This is a genomic window from Carnobacterium jeotgali MS3 (genome assembly GCF_000745125.1).
In the GTDB taxonomy this organism is placed as follows: Bacteria; Bacillota; Bacilli; order Lactobacillales; family Carnobacteriaceae; genus Carnobacterium_B; species Carnobacterium_B jeotgali.
In genome coordinates this window covers 102,288-127,467 of record NZ_JQNF01000005.1, presented here as the reverse complement: position 1 = coordinate 127,467, position 25,180 = coordinate 102,288, and the positions used below count along the sequence as shown (strand labels likewise).

21 protein-coding genes are annotated in these 25,180 nt (G+C 34.9%); 5 read left to right on the top strand and 16 right to left on the bottom strand.

Annotation, left to right across the window (positions count from 1 at the left end; translation table 11 throughout):
- Window positions 1-51 precede the first annotated feature (51 nt).
- The 13 genes from recA to BP18_RS03085 all read right to left on the bottom strand — a co-directional run bounded on the left by recA (window position 52) and on the right by BP18_RS03085 (window position 17,418).
- The gene (recA, locus tag BP18_RS03145) at window positions 52-1,098 is read right to left on the bottom strand and encodes a recombinase RecA (RefSeq protein WP_035050323.1); all 1,047 of its coding nucleotides are present in this window, start codon (window positions 1,096-1,098) and stop codon (window positions 52-54) included.
- A gap of 151 nt (window positions 1,099-1,249) precedes the next feature.
- Entirely contained in the window at window positions 1,250-2,521 is a 1,272-nt protein-coding gene (locus tag BP18_RS03140; RefSeq protein WP_029278198.1) for a competence/damage-inducible protein A, read from the bottom strand.
- Window positions 2,522-2,706: 185 nt separating this feature from the next.
- Window positions 2,707-3,288, bottom strand: coding sequence for a CDP-diacylglycerol--glycerol-3-phosphate 3-phosphatidyltransferase (gene pgsA, locus BP18_RS03135; RefSeq protein ID WP_029278200.1), 582 nt, complete (start codon window positions 3,286-3,288; stop codon window positions 2,707-2,709).
- Window positions 3,289-3,383: 95 nt separating this feature from the next.
- Window positions 3,384-4,250, bottom strand: coding sequence for a helix-turn-helix domain-containing protein (locus tag BP18_RS03130; protein WP_231549428.1), 867 nt, complete (start codon window positions 4,248-4,250; stop codon window positions 3,384-3,386).
- Between the two features lie 109 nt (window positions 4,251-4,359).
- A complete protein-coding gene (ymfI, locus tag BP18_RS03125) occupies window positions 4,360-5,085 on the bottom strand; it encodes an elongation factor P 5-aminopentanone reductase (RefSeq protein WP_007722209.1) in 726 nt (241 codons plus the stop codon).
- Window positions 5,082-6,383, bottom strand: coding sequence for an EF-P 5-aminopentanol modification-associated protein YfmH (gene yfmH / locus BP18_RS03120; protein ID WP_007722211.1), 1,302 nt, complete (start codon window positions 6,381-6,383; stop codon window positions 5,082-5,084). The genes ymfI and yfmH overlap by 4 nt, the downstream gene beginning before the upstream one ends.
- Window positions 6,383-7,645 (bottom strand): EF-P 5-aminopentanol modification-associated protein YfmF, encoded by a 1,263-nt coding sequence (gene yfmF / locus BP18_RS03115; protein WP_029278204.1) that lies wholly within the window; start codon window positions 7,643-7,645, stop codon window positions 6,383-6,385. The genes yfmH and yfmF overlap by 1 nt, the downstream gene beginning before the upstream one ends.
- A 110-nt stretch (window positions 7,646-7,755) precedes the next feature.
- On the bottom strand, window positions 7,756-8,715 hold the full coding sequence (locus BP18_RS03110) for an ABC transporter permease (protein WP_007722215.1): 960 nt from the start codon (window positions 8,713-8,715) through the stop codon (window positions 7,756-7,758).
- 1 nt (window position 8,716) lies between these two features.
- Window positions 8,717-9,784, bottom strand: a complete 1,068-nt coding sequence (locus tag BP18_RS03105; protein WP_007722217.1) for an ABC transporter permease — start codon at window positions 9,782-9,784, stop codon at window positions 8,717-8,719.
- On the bottom strand, window positions 9,777-11,324 hold the full coding sequence (locus tag BP18_RS03100; RefSeq protein ID WP_035019391.1) for an ABC transporter ATP-binding protein: 1,548 nt from the start codon (window positions 11,322-11,324) through the stop codon (window positions 9,777-9,779). Before BP18_RS03100 ends, BP18_RS03105 begins: the two co-directional genes overlap by 8 nt.
- Window positions 11,325-11,571: 247 nt before the next feature.
- The gene (locus tag BP18_RS03095) at window positions 11,572-12,621 is read right to left on the bottom strand and encodes a BMP family lipoprotein (RefSeq protein ID WP_029278207.1); all 1,050 of its coding nucleotides are present in this window, start codon (window positions 12,619-12,621) and stop codon (window positions 11,572-11,574) included.
- Window positions 12,622-12,881: 260 nt separating this feature from the next.
- Window positions 12,882-15,227 (bottom strand): DNA translocase FtsK, encoded by a 2,346-nt coding sequence (locus BP18_RS03090; protein WP_051926200.1) that lies wholly within the window; start codon window positions 15,225-15,227, stop codon window positions 12,882-12,884.
- 115 nt (window positions 15,228-15,342) lie between these two features.
- Window positions 15,343-17,418, bottom strand: a complete 2,076-nt coding sequence (locus BP18_RS03085; protein WP_029276362.1) for a DNA topoisomerase 3 — start codon at window positions 17,416-17,418, stop codon at window positions 15,343-15,345.
- Between the two features lie 307 nt (window positions 17,419-17,725).
- Between BP18_RS03085 and BP18_RS03080 the strand changes: the two genes are divergently transcribed.
- Both BP18_RS03080 and yidC read left to right on the top strand, forming a co-directional pair.
- The gene (locus tag BP18_RS03080; RefSeq protein WP_029276360.1) at window positions 17,726-18,001 is read left to right on the top strand and encodes an acylphosphatase; all 276 of its coding nucleotides are present in this window, start codon (window positions 17,726-17,728) and stop codon (window positions 17,999-18,001) included.
- 68 nt (window positions 18,002-18,069) lie between these two features.
- Entirely contained in the window at window positions 18,070-18,993 is a 924-nt protein-coding gene (yidC, locus tag BP18_RS03075) for a membrane protein insertase YidC (RefSeq protein ID WP_035050321.1), read from the top strand.
- A 49-nt stretch (window positions 18,994-19,042) separates the two neighbouring features.
- On the opposite strand, the gene BP18_RS03070 is transcribed toward yidC, so the two are convergent.
- The 3 genes from BP18_RS03070 to gndA all read right to left on the bottom strand — a co-directional run bounded on the left by BP18_RS03070 (window position 19,043) and on the right by gndA (window position 22,990).
- Complete coding sequence (locus BP18_RS03070) at window positions 19,043-20,440, bottom strand: sensor histidine kinase (protein WP_051669206.1); 1,398 nt, start codon at window positions 20,438-20,440, stop codon at window positions 19,043-19,045.
- A gap of 146 nt (window positions 20,441-20,586) precedes the next feature.
- Window positions 20,587-21,279 carry a response regulator transcription factor gene (locus BP18_RS03065; RefSeq protein WP_007722236.1) on the bottom strand — a complete coding sequence of 231 codons (693 nt, stop codon included), beginning with the start codon at window positions 21,277-21,279 and terminating at the stop codon, window positions 20,587-20,589.
- A gap of 277 nt (window positions 21,280-21,556) precedes the next feature.
- A complete protein-coding gene (gene gndA, locus BP18_RS03060; protein WP_007722238.1) occupies window positions 21,557-22,990 on the bottom strand; it encodes an NADP-dependent phosphogluconate dehydrogenase in 1,434 nt (477 codons plus the stop codon).
- A gap of 278 nt (window positions 22,991-23,268) precedes the next feature.
- On the opposite strand from gndA, the gene BP18_RS03055 reads away from it, so the two are divergent.
- The 3 genes from BP18_RS03055 (at window position 23,269) to msrA (ending at window position 25,154) form a co-directional block, all read left to right on the top strand.
- Window positions 23,269-24,225 (top strand): magnesium transporter CorA family protein, encoded by a 957-nt coding sequence (locus BP18_RS03055; protein ID WP_029276353.1) that lies wholly within the window; start codon window positions 23,269-23,271, stop codon window positions 24,223-24,225.
- A gap of 72 nt (window positions 24,226-24,297) precedes the next feature.
- Entirely contained in the window at window positions 24,298-24,429 is a 132-nt protein-coding gene (locus BP18_RS12400) for a DUF4044 domain-containing protein (protein ID WP_007722242.1), read from the top strand.
- Window positions 24,430-24,503: 74 nt separating this feature from the next.
- Window positions 24,504-25,154, top strand: coding sequence for a peptide-methionine (S)-S-oxide reductase MsrA (gene msrA, locus BP18_RS03050; RefSeq protein ID WP_029276351.1), 651 nt, complete (start codon window positions 24,504-24,506; stop codon window positions 25,152-25,154).
- Window positions 25,155-25,180 lie beyond the last annotated feature (26 nt).

The following is a 25,180-nucleotide window of genomic DNA, read 5'->3' as shown; positions in this document are numbered from 1 at the left end:
AAACCAACAAGCATAAAGCTCATTGGTTTTATCTTGCATTATTTCTTTACTTTAATCTTCTAATAGATCTGTTTCAGGTTTTTCAGTTTCTTGATCTTCCGCGCCAGGTTCTCCAAAACCATATGCAGCACGAACTTTTTTCTCAACTTCGGCTCTTAATTCAGGATTTTCTTTAAAGAATTTTTTAACGTTTTCTCGTCCTTGACCAATCCGTTCTCCATTATAAGAGTACCATGCACCCGATTTATCAATAATGTCTTTATCAGAACCCATATCTACCAGTTCTCCAACTTGAGATATACCTTCTCCATACATGATATCTACTTCAGCTACTCTAAAAGGAGGAGCAACTTTGTTTTTAACAACTTTAATTTTTGTACGGTTACCCATAATTTCGGTACCTTGTTTGATTTGCTCAGCTCTTCTAACTTCTAGACGAATGGTAGCATAAAACTTTAATGCACGACCACCCGGTGTGATTTCTGGGTTACCAAACATAACTCCAACTTTTTCACGAATTTGGTTGATGAATAAAGCAATTGTTTTTGTTTTATTAATTGAGCCAGATAATTTACGTAAAGCTTGAGACATCAAACGAGCTTGTAAACCTACATGAGAGTCTCCCATTTCTCCTTCAATTTCTGCACGTGGTACTAATGCAGCCACTGAATCGATTACGACGATATCTACTGCTCCACTGGAAACTAGCGCATCTGCAATTTCTAATCCTTGTTCACCTGTGTCCGGTTGAGATAATAACAATTCGTCAATATCTACACCAAGTGCAGCGGCATATTTTGGATCCAAAGCGTTCTCAGCATCAATAAAGGCAGCTATTCCGCCTTGTTTTTGAACCTCTGCGACAGCATGCAAAGCTACTGTTGTTTTACCTGAACTTTCAGGTCCGTATACTTCAATAATTCTTCCTCTTGGAAAACCACCTACACCTAATGCTACATCTAATGCTAAAGATCCACTAGGAATAGTTGAAATACGTGTATCTACTTTTTCTCCAAGTTTCATAACCGAACCTTTACCAAAGTTCTTTTCGATTTTTTTTAATGCTGCGTCTAACGCTTGTTTACGATCATCTGCCATTAATTAAATCCTCCTCAAGTTCTCTTTTATTCATTAATTAATCATTCATAATTTCATCTGCTACAATCAATATCATACCTTTTTATTATAAAAAAAGCAAGAAAAAAGCGAACAAACATTCGGTCTTTTTGATTGGTTCGTTGATTGCGTATTATTTCAGAAAAACTTTCTGATCTATGGGGAGATCTAATAACACTCTACGAATTAAGTCTAATCCAGACATGATTGATTTTTCTCGATTGCTTTCTCGCCCTTTACCAAAATGGTACTCTTTGCTAAAAGTAATTTTCCCTTTAACAGCAACTCCAATCCAGACTGTACCGACTTTTTTGTTTTCTAACGCATCTGGGCCTGCAACTCCTGTAAAAGAAAGAGCTATATCTGAATCAAACATCTTTTGAGCCTTCTGTGCCATATCCATAGCGCATTCAGCACTGACTACGCCAAACTGTTCAATTGTTTTTTTAGAAACTCCTAAAACACTTGTTTTCGTGTCATTGCTATACGTTACAATGCCACCTTTGAAATAGTCACTAGCACCCGAAACGCTTGTTATGCAACTTTGAAAAGCACCGCCAGTCAGGCTTTCGGCAGCTGTCAAGGTCATTTTGTGTTCTTTCAATAAGTCTGCAACTACATTTACTAATCGCGTATCCTCTCCATAGCCATAAAAATACTTCCCTAGACGTTTTTGAACGATTGCTTCCATGTTATCCAACAAGACAAGACAAGTTGCTGCAGTGCCTCCATTTGCTGTCAAACGCAGTGTGACTTCATGCTTTCCAGCATAGGTAGCAATAGTAGGATTTTGTTGATTTTCAATTAAGTCATCTAATTCAGCAGCCAATTGAGATTCACCAATATTAAAAAAACGTAAGACTCTTGATATAAGATGAGTTTCTTCCTTTCGTTCGCTCATTAATAATGGCCTAACTTCATTTATAAACATTGGTTCTAGTTCACTAGGCGGACCAGGTAATAGGATATAGCTTTTATTATTTTGTTTTAAAAACATTCCAGCAGCAAGACCAGTTTCATTTTTTAAAATAGTGGACCCTTCAATTACCATAGCTTGCAATCGATTATTTTCTGTCATCGTTCGTTTTCTATTTTCGTGAAAAGCTATTATTTTTTCCATCGTTTGTTCATCTAAAATCAAATTTTTAGTTAAATGGTCAGCTAATACTTGCTTCGTTATATCATCTTTTGTAGGCCCTAAACCTCCCGATAAGATGACTAGATCACTTCTTTGTTCCGCAACTTGAATAACTTCTAACAGACGCTTTGGGTTATCTCCAACGACTACCTGGTGATAGACATCTATTCCTAATAATGAGAGTTCGCGAGACAGAAAAGATGCATTTGTATTTATTACTTGCCCCATTAATAGTTCTGTTCCAATTGCTATAATTTCAGCATTCATCTTACACACTCCTATTTTTATAATACGCGAATGATTTCTCTTAAATTTTATTTGTTATTTTAGTAAAAAAGGAACTACATTTCATTGTTTGTCTATTTTACCATACTTTTCTGATGGACAAAAAAAGAAGGTGCTTCGAAATAAATTTCAAAGTACCTTCTTTTGTAGCATTTTTTTAATTCAACTTATTTTGGACCTTTAAATACTGCACTGTTCTTCACAAAATAATCTACACCTGAGTAGATAGTAAAGAATAGACAGATATACAACATGATAGCAGCCATTGGCAAGCCGATACCTTCAAATGGTAGATTATCAACTAGCAGTAAAATGATTGCAACCATTTGAGTGGCTGTTTTAATTTTTCCTGGCCATGCAGCGGCTAAAACTGTTCCGCCTTGTTCCACTAATAGTAACCTTAATCCAGTAACTGCCAATTCTCTACATACAATAATAGAAACGACCCAAGAAGGAGCTAAATTTTGTCCAACTAAAATAATTAAAGCAGTCATAACTAGCATTTTATCAGCTAAAGGATCGGCAAACTTACCAAAATTTGTTACTAGTCCTTGCTTACGTGCAATTTTTCCATCTAGCCAGTCTGTGAAACTTGCTAAAGCAAATAAAACAGCACCTATCAGTTGGGTGACTTCAATCGTAGAACCTAAAAGATGAATAACTCCCCAATCAAATGGTGCTAATACGATAATAACAAATAGTGGAATCATAAAAATTCTCAGTACTGTAAGTTTATTCGGTAAGTTCAATTTTTTTGCTTCCTCTCTTGATCAATAAACATCAACTATTTATAAAAACTCTTCCCGCAAAAAGTTCTTGCTAGATAAAGCTCTCTTTTACGAGTTTACTCAAATTTAAATTCAATTTCTTGTCGGACTGAATTCTCTGCTTCGGGAGCATAAGGAACATCTTTGCCATTAAAATTAACTTTTGTTGCAGGTGCGTTTCCAATTATAACGACTAAAGACGAAGTTCCGTCTGGAATTTCTGTTTCTAAATTAGAGCCATCCGTTATTAACTGAGCATCAATCGTAGTTCCGTCTCCTTCAACACTGACCCATGAATCTCCACCTGAAGCTGTTAGTATCAATGAACTTCCTTCAAAAATTCCTGTAACAGAATAAGTTGTTGTCGATCCATTAGAAGATAACAGCTCTATTCCTTGAGCTTCTTCACTCTCTTCAGACACTGCTGACTCTGAAGATTCCTTTACTGATTCTTCTTCTGAAATAGAATCAGCACTAGAGACAGCTATTTCATCAGACTCTTTTGTAATCATGTCTTCATTTCCTTGATTATTTGTTTTAATTACAGCAAAATAGATAGCCGCTACAATAGCTACCGCTAAGAGGCCAATTAAAATTGTAGGCAAATACTCTTGAACTTTTGTCAAAAAGACATTTTCAGTATTCTTTCCAGAACGTGTTTGATCCGTAGAGACTTTTTCTACATATTCCTCATCATGAGTATGCGGCACTGCATCCGTATATTCTTCTAGTAGTTGATCTCCATTTAAACCAACAGTATCTGCGTATTGTTTAATAAATGCACGCGCATAAAATTTTCCAGGCATGACATCATAATTACCTTCTTCAATCGCAATCAGGTAACGTTTTTGGATTTTTGTCATTTGTTGCAAATCATCTAACGTGTATCCTTTTGCTTTTCTTGCTTCTTTTAATTTTTCACCAATTTCATTCAACTGTCTCACCTACCTGTTCTCTTTATTAGAGAGAAAATCTCATATCATTTGCATTATAACATACCTTTTACACTAGAAACATTAATTTTTCCTTATACCGTATAAGAATAGTATCTTTCTACTTTAACCAGCCACCACTGACAACAATTGATTGTCCCGTCATATACGCACTTCTTTTATCGACTAATTGAGTGACCCAAAAACTGATTTCAGAGACATTTCCTAGTCGACCTAATGGAATTTCACTTTCCAATTCTTCTACTTCAGCTGGAGTAAAGTCTTGATTCATTTTAGTGGCAATAGCTCCAGGAGAAATAGCGTTCACTGTTATCCCTAAGCTGGCCACTTCTTTACTATAAGCTTTAACAAAGGCTAATTGAGCACCTTTTGTTGTGCTGTAAAAAACTTCCATTGCGCTCCCTATTTCCCCATAGATAGAACTGATAAAAATAATTCTGCCATGTGTTGAATGAGCTAGCTTATCTTGCAAGTGTTGAACCAATAAAACGGGCGTTTTAACGTGTACTCTCCACATACGATCCATATCCGTTGAAGAAATCTCTGTCAATAATTGATAGGTAGTAAAACCACTAGCAAAAACAACTACATCTAACTGATAGATGGATTGAAGAAAAAGAGAAATCCCTTCTTCTTCAGTCATATCTAGAGGCAACGCAAAAAAATCTTGTTTGGGATAATCCATTTGATAGTTGCGTATTTGTTCCTCTACACTCTTAGGATTGGAATGATAGTGCAAATAAAGTGACCAACCTTTTTCAGCCATTTCTTGTGCAATGCCTTTACCAATATCGCCGCTTGCTCCCATAATCAACGCAAATTTCACGCCTCATTCTCTCCTTTTGGCAAAATATGGAATGTGGTCATATGATCTTCAACCATAAATTCATCAGCTGCTTTTTTTATCTCTGTCAATGTAACACTTTCAATGATAGGAACAACATCAAATAAAGTTGCCTCGCCATATGAAGGTTGACTAAATTGATTAGCAATATATTCTAAAGAATTTAAAGACTGCAATTCTTGACCAATCATTCGTTTTTTTACAATCGTTAGATTTTCTTCTGTTAGCTCTGAGCTATTTTTAGCATCTAGCAATATTTTTTTAATTTCATCACTAAAAACAACAGAATCTTTCGTATCTCCACCAATGTCAACAAAATGGAAAGTACGGTCTAAATTAAATTCATAAGAGAAACTATCATCTATTATTCCTTTATCATATAGATTCAAATAATTCGCTGATGTAGGACCAAACAATAATGTCAATAATAGATCCATTGTCGTTTTGTATGCTAAAGCTTTTACACCACTCGGTATCTCAGTTACCCCTTTTACGCCAACAATACTTTTTGGACGATTAACTGACATTTGAATAAAGTCATATGGTTTAATATCTTGTATGGTTTCTTCGGGAAAAATACGTTCAATTGGTTCAACTGGCAAAAATTCTTTCTTTGATTGGTTTTCTCGAATCAACTGCATCGTTTCTTCAGGATCTAATTTTCCTACTACAAATAAGCTCATATTACTTGGATGATAAAAAGTTGCGTGATTTTCGTATAATAATTCAGGCGTAATGTCCATGATACTATCTACTGTTCCAGCAATATCGATATGCAATGGGTGTTTAGGATACATATTGCCTAAAACGCCAAAATACAAACGCCAGTCTGGTTCGTCTTCATACATTTGAATTTCTTGAGCAATAATACCTTTTTCTTTATTGACCGTTGCATCTGTAAAATAAGGCTCTTGAACAAAATCTAATAAAGTATTCAAACTTTCTGAAACATGGTTCGTACTAGAAAATAGATAAGCTGTTTTAGTGAAACTTGTAAAAGCATTAGCTGACGCACCTAGTCGACCAAAAGTATTAAATACATCTCCATCTTCTTTTTCAAACAGTTTGTGTTCTAAAAAATGAGCGATGCCATCTGGAACTGTAATCATTTCTGTTTTCCCACGAGGAACGAATTGATTGTCGATTGAACCAAAATTCGTAGAAAATAAGCCATATGTCTTATGAAAGTCATTTTTTGGTAATAAAGTTACTCGTAAGCCGTTCTCAAGCGTTTCTGTATAAATCGTTTCTTGTAATTGTTCATAAATTTTTTTATCCATTATTTCGCCTCCGCTGTTAAAAAGAATGTTGCTTTTAATTTCACTTTGTTGGCCACTTCAATAATATCTTCTTTTGTAACTTTTTCAATTCTAGCTACCCACTCGTCGATTGAAAGAATCGTTTCTTTAGCTAATTCTAACGCATAGATACGCTCAATAACGGCACCAGCATTATCTTCTGATTGAAATAGTTGATTTTTCAACATTTCTTTCGTTTGAGAAATAGCTTCATCTGTAAAGTTACCAGCCTGCATCTCTTTCAATTGTAGAGCAATTATTTCTCTAACTTGATCAACTTTTTGACCATCAATACCAGTTTGAACAGTCATCATGCCTCTGAATGTGTCCATAGAGCTAGAAGCATAATAAGCTAAACTTTCTTTCTCACGCACGTTCATAAACAATTTCGAATGCGGAAAACCACCGAATAAACCATTGAAGACTTGTGCAGCATAATACAGTGGATCGTGGTAAAAAATCGCTGTTGTATAACCCAAATTAAATTTAGCTTGGGTTATTTCTTGTTGCTCCGTCTTATTTTCAACTTCGTTAGCTGCTGGTTCATTGTAGAAACTACTTGATTTCAATACTTTGCGAGGAGCAAACTCAAATTGCTTAAAAGCAGACCGAATTTCATTTTCATCAACATCACCTAGGACATAAATATCCACCTTATCATGATTTAATACATCTTGATAATACTCATATAGCGATGCAGCTGATATTTCTTCCAAATCTTCTTTCGAACCTACACTTGGCGTTTGTTGATCCACATTTTCAAAAAAGAGCTCTTGCAATGCAAGACTAGCATAAGTTTGTTTGTCATCAAAAAGTGAATCATAATAATCGACTAAATTCGCTTTTTCTCTCTTAAAGGTTTTATCATTAAACTGTCCATCTGTTACATTTGGTTGGAAAATTATTTCTTTCAAAAAGTCGATACTTTCTTGCAAAACATTGTCTCCTTTTGAAAGATACTTTTCATTGACTAAATTTATACTCATTGATAGGATATGCGTATTTCCTTTTTTGCTTACGCCTGTTCCAAAGCTAGCTCCATACATATTGGAAAGAGCACTTCTTAATGCTGTTTGAGTCGGGTACTTTTTACTATTTGTTTCTAATAAATTTGCTAACATAGCTCGCTTTGTAACGGTTTTCTTATTTAACGGTGCACGAAATTTCAACATTATTCGAATTGTTTTGTATTTCTTGGTGGGGAGTACATGCAAATGGACCCCTTCATTTAATTGAATGGACATAATTTATTCCTCCTCTAACTTAAAAAAACGTTCAGTATCTATCTTAAAATAAAAAGTAAAAAAAAGAAAGCAACAACGGACATAGAAGTCCGTTGTTGCCAAAATGTGGCTTATTTTGATTTAATATATGTTTTACCGCCTGCTGCTGGTCCTTCAGATTTACCAATTACTCCGACCAATACAATAATAGTGATCACGTATGGTGCGATTTGTAGCCATACACTTGGAATATCTTGGATGATTGGTATATAGTTTCCAATAACCCCTAGACTTTGAGCAAAACCAAAGAATATAGCTGCTCCCATTGCACCAAGAGGATTCCATTTACCAAATATCATTGCTGCCATTGCGATAAACCCTTGTCCCGCAATCGTTGAAGCTTGGAAACTTAATGAGATAGACTGAGCTTGAATCGCTCCTCCCATACCACCTAGTAAACCAGATAGCATTACACCTGCATATTTCATTAAGTAAACATTAATTCCTAATGTATCCGCTGCTTGAGGATGTTCTCCCACAGATCTTAGGCGTAAGCCAAAACGTGTTTTAAAGAGCACTACCCAGCAAATAATTGCAATTAAAATACCTGCAAAAGCTGGAGCTGAAGTTCCTTTAAAGAAGATATCGCCAATGATTGGAATACGATTTAATAAAGGAATCGTTACTTTACCAAAACTTTCTGTAATTCGGTCTGTTTGTCCAGCTCCACTATACAATACTCGTGTAAAGAAGATGGCTAAAGCTGGAGCCATTAAGTTGATAACTGTACCAGAAATAATGTGATCTGCTCTTAAATTAACTGTCGCTACTGCATGGATTAATGAAAAAACCACACCCACTAATCCACCAATTAGAGCTGAAATCCAAGGAGTCATATCCCCAAAAGCACTCGCAAAGGTTAAGTTAAATACAATAGAACTAAAGGCACCCATAACCATTATTCCTTCTAGACCTACGTTAACAACACCACTACGCTCAGAGAATGTTCCACCAAGGGCTGTTAACACAATAGGAGCTGAATAAACAAGTGATGATGAAACAATGAGTTGAAGCAATTGTACGATATCCATCTTATTTCACTCCTCCTTTGTTTACTCTTGCTCGTTTATCAATAAAATAGCGAATTAAGTAATTAGCCCCTACGAAGAAAATAATAGATGCGATTACAATATCTACAACTTCAGTTGGTACTCCTGAAATCATTGGCATACTATTTCCACCAATTTTCAATGCCCCAAACAAAATAGCTGAGAAGATAATCCCTACAGGATTACTTAATCCTAGCAAAGCTACAGCCATCCCATCAAATCCAATGGTTGGCATTGCACCTTGAGTAAAAATGTTTTGGAAATTCCCAAGACCTTCCATTACGCCGCCTAAACCAGCTAAACCACCACTGATTAGCATTGAAATGATAATTGTTCGTTTAGAACTCATACCAGCATATTCAGCAGCACTAGGATTTAATCCAACGGTTCTGATTTCAAACCCAGATGTTGTCTTTTTCATTAAGAACCATACAATAATAGCCATAGCTAATGAAATAAAGATACCAGCATGAAGAGTAGAGTTACTCGTTAGCTCGGTTAACCATCCTGCTCTTAAACTAGCACCCTCTGAAATACGAGGAGTTGCGTCTGCTGAATCAGTTAATACGTTACGGATCAAGTAATTTGTTGTATATAGAGCCGTATAGTTCAACATAATTGTGACAATAACTTCACTAGTGTTAAAATAGGCTCTTAAAAAACCAGCAATTCCGGCCCAAAGTGCACCAGCTAATACTCCTCCTAATATGCTTAAAGGAAGTAAAATTAAACCAGGTAGATCTGAGAAGATATTAGCTACCCAGACAGAACATAACCATCCTAGCAAAGCTTGTCCTGCAACCCCAATGTTAAAGAATCCCGCATTGTACGCCACAGAAAAACCCAAGGCTGTTAGAATAAGCGGTGTCGCTTGTCTTAATGTTTCACCAATATAAAATGATGATCCAAAAGCACCGTTTATCATTGCTGAATAACCATCAATTGGATTGTATCCAAAGATAACCATGATAATAGCACCCAATACAAATCCCATAACCACAGATAGTAGTGGCACTAATAAATTATTTAGCGTATCTTTTCTATTAGTCAATTCGAACACTCTCCTTTCCTTTTCCTTGTTTGATCAAAGAGCGAGCTTGTTCTAAAGAAGTACCTGCCATTAATAAGCCAAGTTCTTGTTGAGTTGTTTCTTTAGGATCTACAATGGCTACAATATTGCCTTCGTACATAACAGCGATTCGATCGGAGACGTTTAAAATTTCATCCAATTCAAAACTCATTAACAAGACCGCTTTACCATTGTCGCGTTGTTCAATTAAACGTGAGTGAATGTATTCAATTGCTCCTACATCAAGTCCACGAGTTGGTTGAGCAGCAATCAGTAATGACGGATCACGACTGATTTCTCTAGCAATAATCGCTTTTTGTTGGTTACCACCAGACAACGATCCAGCAGGAGTTGTTTCATTTTGTGTCCGTACATCAAATTCTTCAATTAATTTTAATGCAAATTTTTTGATTTCTTTTTGATTTAAAATACCATTTTTACTTAAAGGTTTTTTATAATAAGTTTGTAATGCGATATTCTCTTCTAATGACATCGGTAAAACTAAACCATATTTATGACGGTCTTCAGGAATATGCCCTAAGCCTAATTCGGTAATTTTACGAGGTGTTTTATTTTGAATTTCTTGCTCATTTAAAGTGATTTTTCCACTTTCAACCTTAGTTAATCCTGTTATCGCATGAATCAATTCACTTTGACCATTTCCGTCGATTCCGGCTATACCTACAACTTCACCAGCTCGTACTTCTAAGTTCAATCCTTTAACTGCATCTAATCCACGATTTTCTTTAACAGTAAGGTTCTCGATAGACAAAACAGTTTCTTTTGGTTGTGAAGCCTTTTTTTGTGTTTTAAAGGAAACAGAACGTCCAACCATCATATCTGCTAATTCTTGAGGAGAAGTTACTGAGACATCGACTGTATCAATACTTTTCCCACGGCGTATAACCGTACAACGGTCAGCAACAGCTTTAATTTCGTCAAGTTTATGTGTGATTAAGATGATTGATTTCCCTTCTTTTGTTAGGGCTCTCATTATACTTATCAGTTCATCAATTTCTTGAGGAGTCAATACTGCAGTTGGTTCATCAAATATTAAAATGTCTGCTCCGCGATAAAGTGTTTTTAAGATCTCTACCCTTTGCTCCATGCCAATTGAAATAGATTCTACTTTTGCACTAGGATCAACAAGCAAGCCATATTTTTCAGATAACTCTTTTATATCTTTTTTAGCCGTTTCTCTATCTAAAAAACCATTTTTTGTTTGTTCCATTCCTAAAATGATATTTTCAGTTACGGTAAATTTTTTCACTAACATAAAATGTTGGTGAACCATTCCAATACCTAATTTGTTTGCTACACTAGGTGAACTTATGTTTACCACCTGTCCGTTCACTAAAATTTCTCCAGAAGAAGGTTCTAATAACCCTGAAAGAATATTCATTAAAGTGGACTTCCCTGCACCATTTTCTCCTAAAAGAGCATGTATTTCTCCCTTTTTAAGTTGCAAATTAATATTGTCATTCGCTTTGAAAGTACCAAACTGTTTCGTAATGCCCTTCATTTCAATGACGTTTACTGATTCTGCCACGATGGTTTCACTCCTTTTATATTACTGAATTCATTATCTATTATAGTTGTTAGACAGACAAGTAGTTATCAACTTTTCTTTTTTAATTTTAATTGAATAATATAAATGCAAATACAAAAAAGTATTAGATAACTCCAAAGATAGGAAAAGACCGGAATATAAATATCCGGCCCTTTCACCTTATCCTATCTCTTAAACAACTGTTTAATGCAGAATATACTTATGGTGCTTCTGGAACTGTGATGTCTCCATCAATAATTTGTTGTTTGTAATCTTCTACTGATTTGATTACGTCTTCTGATAATGCTCCATCAGTAATCCCAACACTATCTTCAGCTAAACCAAAGTTGCTGACTTCTCCGCCTGGGAAGTTGCCTTCCATTGATGCATTTGCGATATCTTGAACAGCTTGACCTACACCTTTAAGTGTTGAAGTAAGTGTTAAGTTTCCGCCATCGTATTCACCTTCAGCAGTTTGATCACGGTCAACTCCGATTACCCAAAGTTTTTGATCTGGATTAGAATTCATGCGGTCAATAGCTTCTGAGAATACACCATTACCTGTATCACCAGATGCATGATAAATAATATCTGCTCCTGAACTATACATTGCAGCTGCTAATTGTTTACCAAGAGCAGCATCTCCAAATGAGCCTGCATATTCAACATCAATTTTAATGTCTGGATTAACTTGTTTAACACCGGCTACGAAACCAGCTTCAAAACGGTCAATAACAGCACTTTCTTGTCCACCAATAAATCCAACATGGTCTGTTTCAGTTGTTTCAGCAGCAGCAACACCTGCTAAAAATGCAGCTTCATGATCTTTAAACAATACAGATGCAACATTATCTGCTTTAATTTGGTCATCAATAATTACAAATTTTTGATCAGGTTTTTGTGCAGCGACATCTGTCATTGCTGGTTGTAACTTGAATCCAATCCCAAAAATCAAATCAAAATTGTTATTTACAGCTGTATTTAAGTTTGTAACAAATTGAGAATCTTCATCTGATTGAATGTAGTTGTATCCATCTGGTCCTTTTTCAAGTCCGTGTTCTTCTCCCCAAGCTTCCATGCCTTCCCAAGCAGATTGGTTAAAAGATTTATCATCAACTCCACCTACGTCAGTAACCATAATAATTGAATAATCTTCTTTTGAACCTGATGATGAAGCAGTATCGCTTCCTTCATCAGCTCCACATGCAGCCAACGTTAAACTTGATAATAGACCTAGAGTCAATAGACTCTTAAAATTTCTACTCTTCACTCAAAAAACCCCCAATATTTTTTTAGTACGAATCAATGTGTCATTAATTCATCCTCGCATTTATAGTACCATCTTTATTTAAAAAGATAAACACTAAATGTGATTATTGAAAACGTTTTAGTTAAAAATTGTTCAGTTTTTAATCTATCTTTAATATGTTGCAATCAATTTTGTTTGGCTTTAAGCATAAAGCTTGACTTAAAGAATGATTAGTAAAAAAAACATCTATTAAGAAATCAACTTAATAGATGCTTTTTTTACTACTGTTCTATTTCTGTATCAGCCAAATGATCTTCACTAGCAAGTTGAGTAATATTTACCTTACGAGGTTTGCTTCCTTCAGATGGACCAACAATACCACGCATTTCCATCTCATCAATTAGACGAGCAGCTCGGTTGTATCCAATTCTAAATCGACGTTGCAACAGCGAAATACTAGCTGTCTGCATTTCAACGATTAATGCTACAGCATCTTCATAAACTTCGTCTTGGACCTCGTTTTGCGTCGTTTTAGGCTCTTCAGTCGGCATCATTTCTTCTACATAATTTGCTCCCTGTTGATCCGTTACGAATGTTACAATATGTTCAACTTCTTCATCTGAAATAAACGCACCTTGCACACGAACTGGTTTATTTTCACCCATTGGTAAGAATAACATATCTCCCCTACCTAATAATTTTTCTGCTCCACTGCCATCTATGATTGTTCTAGAATCGACACCACTAGAAACTGCAAATGCAATTCGTGAAGGTACATTAGCTTTAATAATACCCGTGATAACATCTACACTGGGTCTTTGAGTTGCTAAAATCATATGAATTCCTGCAGCCCGAGCCATTTGAGCTAACCGAATGATTGCATCTTCAACTTCATTGCTAGCTACCATCATTAAGTCGGCTAACTCATCGACAATTACCACTATAAAAGGCAATGTCGGATAATTTTCGCCATTTTCTTCATTATGTGTTTTTAAATGCTGATTGTATCCAGTGATATTACGCATTCCACTGGCAGCAAATAGTTCGTATCTTCTTTCCATTTCAGTAACGACTTTTTGTAATGCTTGAGCTGCTTTTTTAGGATTGGTTACGACTGGTGTCAACAAATGTGGAATCCCATTATAAACATTCAATTCAACCATTTTAGGATCTATCATCATTAATTTCACTTCATTTGGTTTAGCTTTCATCAATAAGCTAGTAATAATACCGTTAATACAAACCGATTTCCCGCTACCGGTAGACCCTGCAACAAGCAAGTGAGGCATTTTAGATAGATCAGCCATCGTAATATTGCCGGAGATATCTCTGCCAAGCGGTACTTCTAACATTTTTTCTTTATTGTTAACTTGCCCTTCAATTACATCTCTAAAAGAAACTAAACTTACTTCACTATTTGGAACCTCAATCCCTATAAAAGATTTCCCCGGAATAGGAGCTTCGATTCGAATATCTTTCGCAGCTAGTGCTAATGCAATGTCATCACTAAGGCTGACAATTTTGCTTACCTTCACACCAATGGCTGGCTGAACTTCATATTTTGTTACAGCTGGACCTAAATTGGCTTTGGTAACTTTTGCATCGACTCCAAAACTTTTAAATGTTTTTTCTAATTTTTGAACATTTTTTTGTATAAGAGCATACTCATTAGTTTGGTCATTTTGTGGTATTTCATTTAATAAATACGAAGGCGGCAACTGATAATCTTTGTTTTCTCTTTCAGCTCCTATTTCAAAATCGATTGTTTCTCCTTCACTATCTTCTAGAACATCCCCCGCTGTTTTTTCTGGGATAGGTTTCTCAACACGACTCTGATAATTGTCGATTTCTAGCTGCAACTGTTCATTCTTACCCTTATTAACTGGCTCTTCTTGTGCATCATTAGTTGATCCTATTTTTACTTTATTTTTCTTTTCTTTCGTCTCTTTTTTATCCTTTTTTGGATCTGTTATTTCAGCTGATTTTTTTATATTATTTATCCTCTGCAGCATAAAGTTTTTTAACTTTATCATTGTTGTCCATAATCTTTGCCAAATACTAGCTAACAACTGACCACTATTTTTCAAAAATGATTTAAATGATAACTGAAACAGTAAAAATATACCGAAGAAAAAACCTAGTCCTGCTATAAAATAGGTACCCCATTGTGAGAATAAGAAATAGCTAGCTGAATAAAAAACGGCACCAATCATTCCTCCTCCAAGTGATTGAGTGATTTCATTATTCGCCATATCGGTTATAAAAAAACGGAACGTAGCAGAAATCACATTCATATCTCCATGGATAATAGGAGCAAATAACCGGGCATGCAAAACTAATAATAGGCTACTGTAAATAAGTAAAAAACCCATGATTCGTTTATTTTTAAAATAAGGCTCTTTACCTTTAAAAACCAAGTACGCGCCATAAACGCCTACTAAAATAGCCGCTACTGTATAAGTATTGCCTACAAAGAAACGAAAAAGATTTGCACTAAATATTCCCGCAAAACCTGTTTGTGAAGCTGAAAAAACACTTAGAATAATAAAAATCAAGCCGATAATTTCAAAAGAAAGACGATAATTTGCGTTCTTATTAGTAGTATTGTTCTTTTTTTTCACTGCCACGATTTTCTTCCCTCCTTACACCTCTCTTTAATTATACACAAAATTTGATTTAAACGGAATGCAGTAAAGGATGAAATCATTATTGCCTGATTTCATCCTTTACTGGGACTATTTTTTAATTGCCTTTTCTTTCCATAGCAGCTTTCATAGCCAAAGCTAGTGGACTTTCAACTTCTTCTTGTTTATTTATTTTTTTCATCAACTTACTTGTTTCATGCTTACTAGGCTTCTTACTGCTCTTACCTTCTATTTTTTCAGTAATGTTACAGTATTTGCATTTAAAATAATTTCCATTTTTCCCTTCATGGATTTCCATTTTACGATGACATTGTGCACATCGATGATTCGATACTTTTGGGTCTTTTCTTCGTTTATATGAACACGTTGTACTACTACAAATAAGCATTTTCCCATCACGGCCACTACGTTCTTTCAATAGTTCACCACAATCCGGGCAAATTTTAGTTGTTAATGCATGGTCCTTATATGTTTCTGTGCTATTTTTTATTTCAGTTACTAATCGAGCCGTCTCATTTTTTATTTGTTTTAAGAACACTTCTTTCTTTAACGTTCCTTTTGCAATTTCCTCTAATGCTTCCTCCCATTTCCTTGTGAGCTCTGGAGTCACCAATGCGGGATTGACTAACGTTAATAATTGTTGCCCTTTAGGTGTTGTACTTAATTTGTTTTGATTCCGTTCCATTAAGTCGCTTTTAATCAACTTTTCAATAATTTCAGCACGCGTAGCCGGTGTTCCTAATCCGTTTTTCTCCATATTCTGAAGAAGTGTACCTTCTGATAAGCGAGCTGGAGCTTCTGTCAATTGCATTTGAATTGTATAAGTTGGCTGAGTTAGTTGTTCATTTAATTGATAACCCTTTTCTGATTGTTTTTGGACTTCTTTTTTCCATCCCTTTTCAATCACTTCTTCTTGTTGCAGACTAAATAAGGTAGTAGCCGCGGAGAACACTATGGTTGTTTTAGAAACGTTATAAGCGGGTAAAAAGAGTCCTATAAATCGTTCGACAACCATGCGATAAATTTTCAACTCATCTGCTTCCATTTTTTCTGGACGTGGACGTTCTTCAGTAGGAATAATCCCATGATGATCGGTTACTTTTGCAGTATTGAATACGCCTTTTTGAGTTACCTGAGCCCCTCTTTTCAGAATACCTTTTACTTCATCAGGTGCAAAATTTTGAATGGCCGCTACTCTTTCTTTCATCGTTCCAATCATGTCTTGCGTTAAATATTTTGAGTCTGTTCTTGGATAAGAAAGTACTTTATGGCGTTCATATAATGTTTGCATTAAACTAAGTGTTTTCTTAGCTGAAAATTGATAACGTAAATTCGCTTCACGTTGAAGTTCAGTCAAATCATAAGGCAATGGGGCCTGTTGAATAGATTGTTTTTCTTTTATTTCCTTAACGATTACTGATTTATTTTTTAAAGAAGCTACTAGATCTTCCGCTTTTTGTCGTTCACTAAATTTACGGAGCGCACTATCTTGTATTGTTGCTTTTTTTCCATCAATCACTAGCTGAACAGTATAGAAAGTTTCAGGTACAAACGATTGTATTTTAGCCTCTTGTTTGCGTACCATGGCTAGCGTTGGGGTTTGGACGCGTCCAGCAGATAAACTATCTTGATACTTTACTGTCAATGCTCTAGTAACATTCAAACCTATCAACCAATCGGCCTCTGAACGTGCAACAGCAGAATCATATAATGTATCGTATTTTTTACTTGGTTGTAATTGATTAAAACCTTCTTTTATCGCCTTATCGGTTTGCGAAGAAATCCATAATCTTTTTATCGGTTTATTAAAGTGGACATACTCTAATATCCATCGTGCAACTAATTCTCCCTCTCGTCCAGCATCGGTAGCAATAACTGCTGAACCAATGTCTTTTCGATCAGCTAGCTGCTTGATGGCTTTTAATTGACTTCTTGTATTTTTTAACGGTGTAGTTAACATTTTTTCTGGGATAAGTGGCAGTGTATTTAAATCCCAAGTCGCCCATTCTTTTTTATACTCTTCTGGCATTTTCAATCCTAATAAATGTCCCAATGCCCAAGTTACAATGACGTCTTTTCCTTCAATATGGGTCTTGCTTTTTTGAGTGGCTCCGAGTACTCGTGCAATTTCTTTTCCTACACTTGGTTTTTCGGCAATAATTAATGTTTTCATGATCGTTCCTTTCTTAAAACAGCTCATCATTCCTCTTTTTTCACTATATGAAATGCTGTGCATTCATTGTAAATTATCTTTATACTCAATGCAACAATACCAAAAGTCTGCTCTTTTTTCTTATACTCAGACTAAAGAATGATTGACCCCATTAAACACAATCGTTAAAATAAACTAAACAAGTAACTTTTTCGGAAGAGGAAGTGCTAATATGACCATTTTTTTCCGATTGCTTAAACAGTTTCTTTTTCCACAAAACAAAACAATCGAGTCTTCTATTGAAGATTCCACTAATGGAGGGATTTCTATGAAAAAAGTTTCTATTCATGTATTTGGGTTGGTACAAGGTGTTGGCTTCCGTTACTCAACTAAATTAGTAGCGGATCAGATCGGTGTCTATGGAATTGTTCGAAATGAATCAGATGGAAGCGTCTATATAGAAGCTAACGGAGAGCCAGATAAAATCGACCAATTTATAGAAAAAATAAGAAATTCACCTTCCCCAAGCGGCAATGTTGATTCTATCGCAATAGAAGAACTTGCTTCAATTCCAACTAGAGACAAGTTCACAATAAGCAATTGAAAAACGGATACTAATCCTGTATAGTAAGTAATGTTACTTAATTTAATAAAAATGAAGGATTGTGAACAATGAAAAATTTCAAAAAATTACTTTTATCAGGAACGCTTTTAAGCGTAGTGGTTTTCTTGTCTGGTTGTATGGGTCATGACTCAGATGGTAATCCTAGTGGTATAATCTATCAGTTTTTAGTCGTTCCAACACAACAAGTTATCATCCAATTGGCTGATTTTTTTGAAGGTAGTTATGGACTGTCTATTATCGCTATTACGTTAGCTGTTCGTTTAATTATTATGCCTTTAAACTTAAGTCAATCTAAAAAATCGATTATCCAACAAGAAAAAATGGCTTTAATCAAACCTGAGATGGATGAAGTTCAAAAGAAACAAAAAGCTGCTGTTACTGCTGAAGAAAAAGCTGCTGCTCAACAAGAACTTATGAGTTTATATAAAGATAATAACATGAGTATGCTGGGAGGAATCGGTTGTTTACCATTACTGATTCAAATGCCTGTCTTTACAGCCATGTTCCAAGCAATCAATTTATCTACCGAAATAAGCAATAGTACTTTCTTAGGCTTTAGTTTAGGAAATCAAAATATCGCTCTTGCTATTGCAGCTGGTGCCGTTTATTTTGTTCAATCGTATGTTTCTATGATTGGACTTCCAGATGAACAGAAGAAACAAATGCGTACAATGATGTACGTTAGTCCAATCATGATTTTAATGGTTTCCTTTACTTCTCCTGCTGGATTAGGATTGTATTGGTTTGTCGGAGGAATTTTTGCAGTTTTCCAAACGATTATTACCAACTTTATCTTCAAACCAAGAATAAAAGCTCAACTTGAAGAAGAAGCTAGAAATCGTCCTGCTAAGCCTAAACGGACGATTAAACAAGCTGAACCTGTTGAACAACAGACGAAAGTTTTAACTCATTCTTCTAATAGAAAGAATGCAAATGGAAGAAATGCTGGCAAACAACAAAAAAAACGTTAAACTAGCAAAAAAAATACCTGCTCTCATTTGAGAACAGGTATTTTTTTTATTAAATTTCTTCTCTATAGATAGGCAATGATATTCTAAATATCGTTCCATAGTCGAGGACACTTTCAACTGTAATATTTCCGTTATACCCATTTAACAATTCTTTTGCAATCGATAATCCAAGTCCGTTTCCGCCTTTATGCCGGCTACGCGCTTTATCGATACGATAAAAACGATTGAAAATCTTTTCTGTATCTTCATGAGTCATACCTTCACCAAAATCTTGAATGGCAATTTGAACTTCTCTGTCATCGGTTGAAACGGAGATATGAACTTCTTTACGATCAGTAGAATATTTCACGGCATTATCTAATAGGATAACTAAAATTTGTTCCAAATGATTTCGGTAAATTGAAACATAAACATCATCGTAGATATCATCGTCTAAAATAAACGTAAAGTCCGGATGAATGAGGATAAAGTTATTGTATGTTTGATGAATAACAGGCTTGATAGCTGTTTTTTCGTTTTTATAATGGATTTCAACTTGTTCAGCTCTAGATAAATCAAGCATTTCTTGAACCAAACTTTTCATTCGGGTAATCTCTTGTAACGAAGCAGCAAGAGATTCATCAAGTATTTCTGGATCTTCTTTGCCCCATCGATTTAATAACTTCAAATGTCCTTCCATAACAGCGACTGGCGTTCTTAGTTCATGAGAAACATCTTCTACAAATTGTTTTTGCTGCTCAATGTATTTCTGCATCTTATCTAACATATCATTAAATACCATTGAAAGATGGTCTAATTCATCGTTTCCTTCATCCACTTCAATTCTGGAAGTGGATTGCGTATCTTGACGAAGATCATTCATAGTATTCGTAATATTTTTTATTGGTTTCAAAAAATTAGATGCCAATAAATAACCTAAAATACCACTAAAAATAAGTGCCGCAAAACCCATTGAAACCAAGCTGATGATTGTGACATCGATCATCTTATGATAATCCGTCATCCCATCGATAACTTGCACATACCCAATGATTTGATTCGTTTCATCAGAAACAACAGGCGTGACTCCATAATAACCTTCTTCACCGTTTACTTCTATCATCTTAATGACCGGTTCCGAACTCTTTTCAAAAGAAAAATCACCTAATTTAGACTCAAAAAGCAAACGAGATGTTGGAGTGTAGACTTTTACAATCACATCTTCTTCATTCATCTTAGCATATAAAGTATCTTGATAATTTCCAGAATCTTCAAAAGTTGTATTTCGTTGATCATACTTCTCTTTTAGCTCCATGAAATCAGGAGAATAGGAAGGATTAAACGCGGAGTAGACAGTTGCTTTTGACAAAGCTGTTGAGTCACTATCCGTTAGTTTATTTTCATCCACCAAACGACTGGACGCTCCAAAGAGAACTTCTCTGAAGTTCTCTTCTTCTTGGGTAAACATAATTTGTCTAAAACCTACAAAAATCGCAATAGAAAAAATCGAAAACGTTAGAAATATTGCAAGTGTAGCCCCAATAGTCCACTTCCATTTTAGTGAAAGCCGTTTTCTTTTTTTTCTATCCTTTTTTTTGTTATAAAACGGGAATTTCACGAACGCATCACGTAACCTGTACCACGAACAGTTTGAATATAACTGTCAACGTTAGGAACATCAATTTTATTACGCAAGTAACGAATGTAAACATCTACCACATTCGTTTCAACTTCTGTTTCGTATCCCCATACTTTATTTAACAATACATCACGTGCTAAAACGACATTTACGTTTTCCATTAATTCTAATAGCAATTCATACTCACGTTTTGTTAATTCAATAACTTCTTCTCCACGGCGTACAACACGGTTTTCTTTCTCAACCGTTAAATCTCTATACGTAACTGTCGTTTGCTTCGTGATATTTTGTTCACTTTCAATTTCAATACGACGGAATAAAGCACGTAATCTCGCTAATAATTCTTCAATAGCAAATGGTTTTACGATATAGTCATCTGCACCGTGATCTAGTCCAGATACTCGATCAATAACAGAATCTCTAGCCGTCATCATAATAATTGGTACATTGCTTACTTGTCTAATACGACGACAAACATCTATGCCATTTAATTCAGGTAACATTAAGTCTAATAAAATAACATCCCAATGTGCATCCTCTGCAACTGCTGCTTCTAATCCAGTACGCCCATTATAACGAACCTCTGTTGCATAGCCTTCGTGTTTCAGTTCTAGTTCTACAAAACGAGCTAGATTTTTTTCATCTTCAATAATTAAAATATTATTCATTTTATTGCACACCTGCTCCTCTAAAGTCACTATTTTTCTATTTCGCTCTTGTTACGATACCACGATAAAAAGTTTTTCACAATCAATTTTTAATGTGTCCGTTATCATCTTACCATAAATTAAAAATAAATGAGAACCTTGAAACTTACATTTAAGAAATATTTAAGCAATTAGACAGTTGTCTGTTATATTAAGTCATTTTAAAATTAATATTGACTTTTTGCATACAAAAAAAGAGACTAGATTAGTCTCTTTTTTTCCCATAAAAAATTATAAATTAAAGTTGTTCTTCTCCTTCATTTCCATACCAATCAAAATGGAATGTTCCTGCTTTATCTGTTCTTTCGTAAGTGTGTGCTCCAAAATAATCCCGCTGTGCTTGGATAATATTGGCAGGCAGATCTGCTGTACGGTAAGAATCATAATAAGCGATAGCTGAAGAAAATGTTGGAATAGGAACGCCTGATTTAACAGCAATACCAATAATATCACGAACAGAATCTTGATAGTTTTTAGTGATATCCATAAAGTACTCATCTAACATTAAGTTTTTAAGGTCTGATTTACGATTATAAGCATCCGTGATTTTTTGTAAGAAGCGAGCACGGATGATACAACCAGCACGGAAGATTTTAGCTATTTCGCCGTATTGCAAGTTCCAGTCATACTCTTCACTCGCTGTACGCATTTGTGCAAATCCTTGAGCATAGCTCATGATTTTACTGAAGTATAAGGCTTGTCTAATTTTTTCAACTAACTCAGCTTTATCTCCATCAAATGAGTAACTAGCTGGTTTTGGTAATACTTTACTTGCTTCAACACGTTCTTCTTTCAATGCTGAAATATAACGTGCAAAAACAGATTCTGTGATTAATGGAAGTGGAACACCTAAATCTAATGCACTTTGTGATGTCCATTTACCGGTACCTTTATTTCCAGCACGGTCTAAAATGATGTCGACCATAGGTTTACCAGTTTCCGGATCTTTTTTAGTTAAAGCAGTTGCGGTAATTTCGATTAAGAAACTATCCAATTCGCCTTTGTTCCATTCAGCAAATACTTCAGCTATTTCTTCAACTGATAAACCAGCAACATTGCGCAACAAGTGATAAGATTCAGCAATTAATTGCATATCCCCATATTCAATACCATTATGGACCATTTTAACATAATGTCCTGCTCCATTTGGTCCAATATACGTCACACATGCTTCGCCGTCTTCAGCTACTGCTGCGATTTGTTCAAGAATAGGAGCTACTAAATCGTATGCTTCTTTTTGTCCACCAGGCATAATTGCTGGCCCTTTTAAAGCTCCTTCTTCTCCACCAGAAACACCTGTACCAATAAAGTTTACGCCTGATTCAGCTAATTCTTCACTACGACGAATCGTATCTTTAAAGAACGTATTTCCTCCATCAATTAGCACATCTCCTTCATCAAGATGTGGCAGTAAAGATTGAATCGTTGCATCTGTTCCTTTACCTGCTTGCACCATTAACAAAATACGTCTTGGTTTTTCAAGTGAATCTACAAATTCTTCAACTGTACGAGTTAATACTAAGTTTTTATCAGGATTTTCTGCAATAACATCTTCTGTTTTAGAAGTTGTTCGATTATAAACCGATACGGAATATCCTCTGCTCTCAATATTTAAAGCTAAATTTTTCCCCATAACAGCCATTCCAACTACACCAATTTGTTGCTTACTCATATCTATTTAAACCCCTTTCAATTAAAAACTAATTTTATTTAAATGGTATTTCTTCGTTCCTTACTATCCTAGCAAAAAAAGAAGGAAATTAAAAGTCGTTTCCTTTAATATATCCATTTATAAAAAAATATACAACATTTAACTAAACTATCTCCCATTCTTGGTTATTAATCTCTCTTTTTTTCTTTTTTATTCCAAATTAGTGTAAACTAAGTAATAAGGTAGTCTCTACTTTTTACTTGTATTTTCTATTAATTTTATTTTAAGGAGCGTTTGCTATGATTCAGTCCTATTACACTACAAACCAAGGTAAAATTACTCATGACATTGATTTTACTCATGCAGAATGGCTACACCTTTCTGATCCAACAGATGATGAAATTGACAAAGTTGTTCATCATTTTGGTTTTCCAAGAGATTACCTTACAGGTGTGCTAGATCCAGATGAAGTGTCAAGATACGAAAATTTAGAAATGGAAGAAAGGGAAAGTTCTTCATTAGCTATGTTTCTTTACCCTTTAAAAGTGACTAACGGACTAAGCGACAGTGAATACGTTACTAGACCTTTAGCCGTAATCTTAACAGCACACACAATTATTACAGCTACTGTCCAAACACCCGATTTCATTTCAAATATGATTACAAATAAACCGAACTACCCAAGTGATAGTTCTGACCAAGAACGTTTTTTACTAGATATTGCTTGGCATATTTCTTCAGATTACATTTTCTATTTAAAAGAAATCAATTCTAAAATTGAAAGATTGGAAGATAATTTAACAAAAACAACCAATAATCGTCAGCTTTTTTCTTTAATGGCTCTACAAAAAAGTTTAGTTTATTTTGATTCTGCGATCGATAGCAATCATCCCATCTTTAAACATCTCAAAAATATTGAGCGTTTCAATCAAAATAAAAAAAGTCTTTCATTTTTGCATGATGTAGTTGTTGAAAACCAACAAGCAGAAGCTATGATACGTCAATCTAATCGAATGTTAGAACAAATTAGTGCCATTTTTTCTTCTGTTATCTCAAACAACTTAAATAACATTATGAAAGTTCTAACTTCAATTACAATCGTTTTAACAATACCAAATATTATTGGAGCAATCTGGGGGATGAATGTTTCTTTACCATTCGAGAACACACCTGGTGCTTTTTGGATACTTAATTTAATTATTATCGTTATTTGTATCCTTACTGTTTGGATATTAAGAAAAAAAGATTATTTTTGATACACTCTTGCTTCCTTCCTATTATTTGTTGTAAACTATAATAAATATACGTTTGAAAGTGGGGGTCACATAGTGGCTACAAAAGATAAAAAAAAAGTTTCTAAAACTCAACGGTTTACAAAAGTATTTGTCTGGGTCATGCTTATTGCTATACTAGGTTCAGGCTTTGTAACAGCTCTCTATACACTCATTACGATGAATTAAAGTTCACCATATGAACCAATTTTAGTAAAATTGGTTCATATGGTTTTTTATTTTTACATTTGGAGGTTCAATCTATGACTAATTTCAACAGACGATCACATAACATTCAAACTGCTACTTTTAGTATGGGTTGTTTTTGGGGACCAGACAGTCGCTTTGGTCATCTACCAGGAGTCATCCGAACACGTGTTGGTTACGCTGGTGGAACCACACCAAACCCTACCTATACATTATTAGGAGACCATACTGAAACTGTAGAAATTGATTTTGATCCTGAAGTTATTTCTTACTCAGAAATTTTGACTCTATTTTGGAATAATCATGATGCTGCTAAAGATCGCAACTATAAAGGTCGTCAGTATCTCTCTCTTTTATTTTATCATAATGTTGAACAACACCAGACACTCCAACAAGTCAAAAAAGATTGGGAAAATACTAACCATAAGGATATACAAACAGAAATCCAACCTTATACTACCTTTTATCGAGCCGAAGATCGTCATCAAAAATATTTTTTGAAACGCTATCCTAAAGCACTTGAAGCTATCACTAGTCTCTTTCCAACCTATTCTGACTACGTTGATTCTACTATCGCGGCACGTCTAAATGGTTTTGTTCGAGAGTACGGTCTATTAGCAGATATCAAAAACGAATTAGCCTTTTGGGGACTAACTGAAAATGAAAAAAATAGTTTAATGGACTTACTTCAGACTATTCGTTGGTAAAATGAATGATGAATGGTTCTCAAAAA

Coding starts and splice junctions, on each gene's coding strand:
- gndA (WP_007722238.1), bottom strand. CDS start 22,990: ATGAGTAAGCAACAAATTGGTGTAGTTGGAATGGCTGTTATGGGGAAA.
- BP18_RS03070 (WP_051669206.1), bottom strand. CDS start 20,440: ATGTTTACCCAAGAAGAAGAGAACTTCAGAGAAGTTCTCTTTGGAGCG.
- BP18_RS03100 (WP_035019391.1), bottom strand. CDS start 11,324: ATGAAGGGCATTACGAAACAGTTTGGTACTTTCAAAGCGAATGACAAT.
- BP18_RS03110 (WP_007722215.1), bottom strand. CDS start 8,715: ATGGATATCGTACAATTGCTTCAACTCATTGTTTCATCATCACTTGTT.
- BP18_RS03065 (WP_007722236.1), bottom strand. CDS start 21,279: ATGAATAATATTTTAATTATTGAAGATGAAAAAAATCTAGCTCGTTTT.
- BP18_RS03140 (WP_029278198.1), bottom strand. CDS start 2,521: ATGAATGCTGAAATTATAGCAATTGGAACAGAACTATTAATGGGGCAA.
- BP18_RS03085 (WP_029276362.1), bottom strand. CDS start 17,418: ATGAAAACATTAATTATTGCCGAAAAACCAAGTGTAGGAAAAGAAATT.
- BP18_RS03080 (WP_029276360.1), top strand. CDS start 17,726: ATGAAAAAAGTTTCTATTCATGTATTTGGGTTGGTACAAGGTGTTGGC.
- yfmF (WP_029278204.1), bottom strand. CDS start 7,645: ATGTCCATTCAATTAAATGAAGGGGTCCATTTGCATGTACTCCCCACC.
- BP18_RS03055 (WP_029276353.1), top strand. CDS start 23,269: ATGATTCAGTCCTATTACACTACAAACCAAGGTAAAATTACTCATGAC.
- recA (WP_035050323.1), bottom strand. CDS start 1,098: ATGGCAGATGATCGTAAACAAGCGTTAGACGCAGCATTAAAAAAAATC.
- msrA (WP_029276351.1), top strand. CDS start 24,504: ATGACTAATTTCAACAGACGATCACATAACATTCAAACTGCTACTTTT.
- yfmH (WP_007722211.1), bottom strand. CDS start 6,383: ATGGATAAAAAAATTTATGAACAATTACAAGAAACGATTTATACAGAA.
- yidC (WP_035050321.1), top strand. CDS start 18,070: ATGAAAAATTTCAAAAAATTACTTTTATCAGGAACGCTTTTAAGCGTA.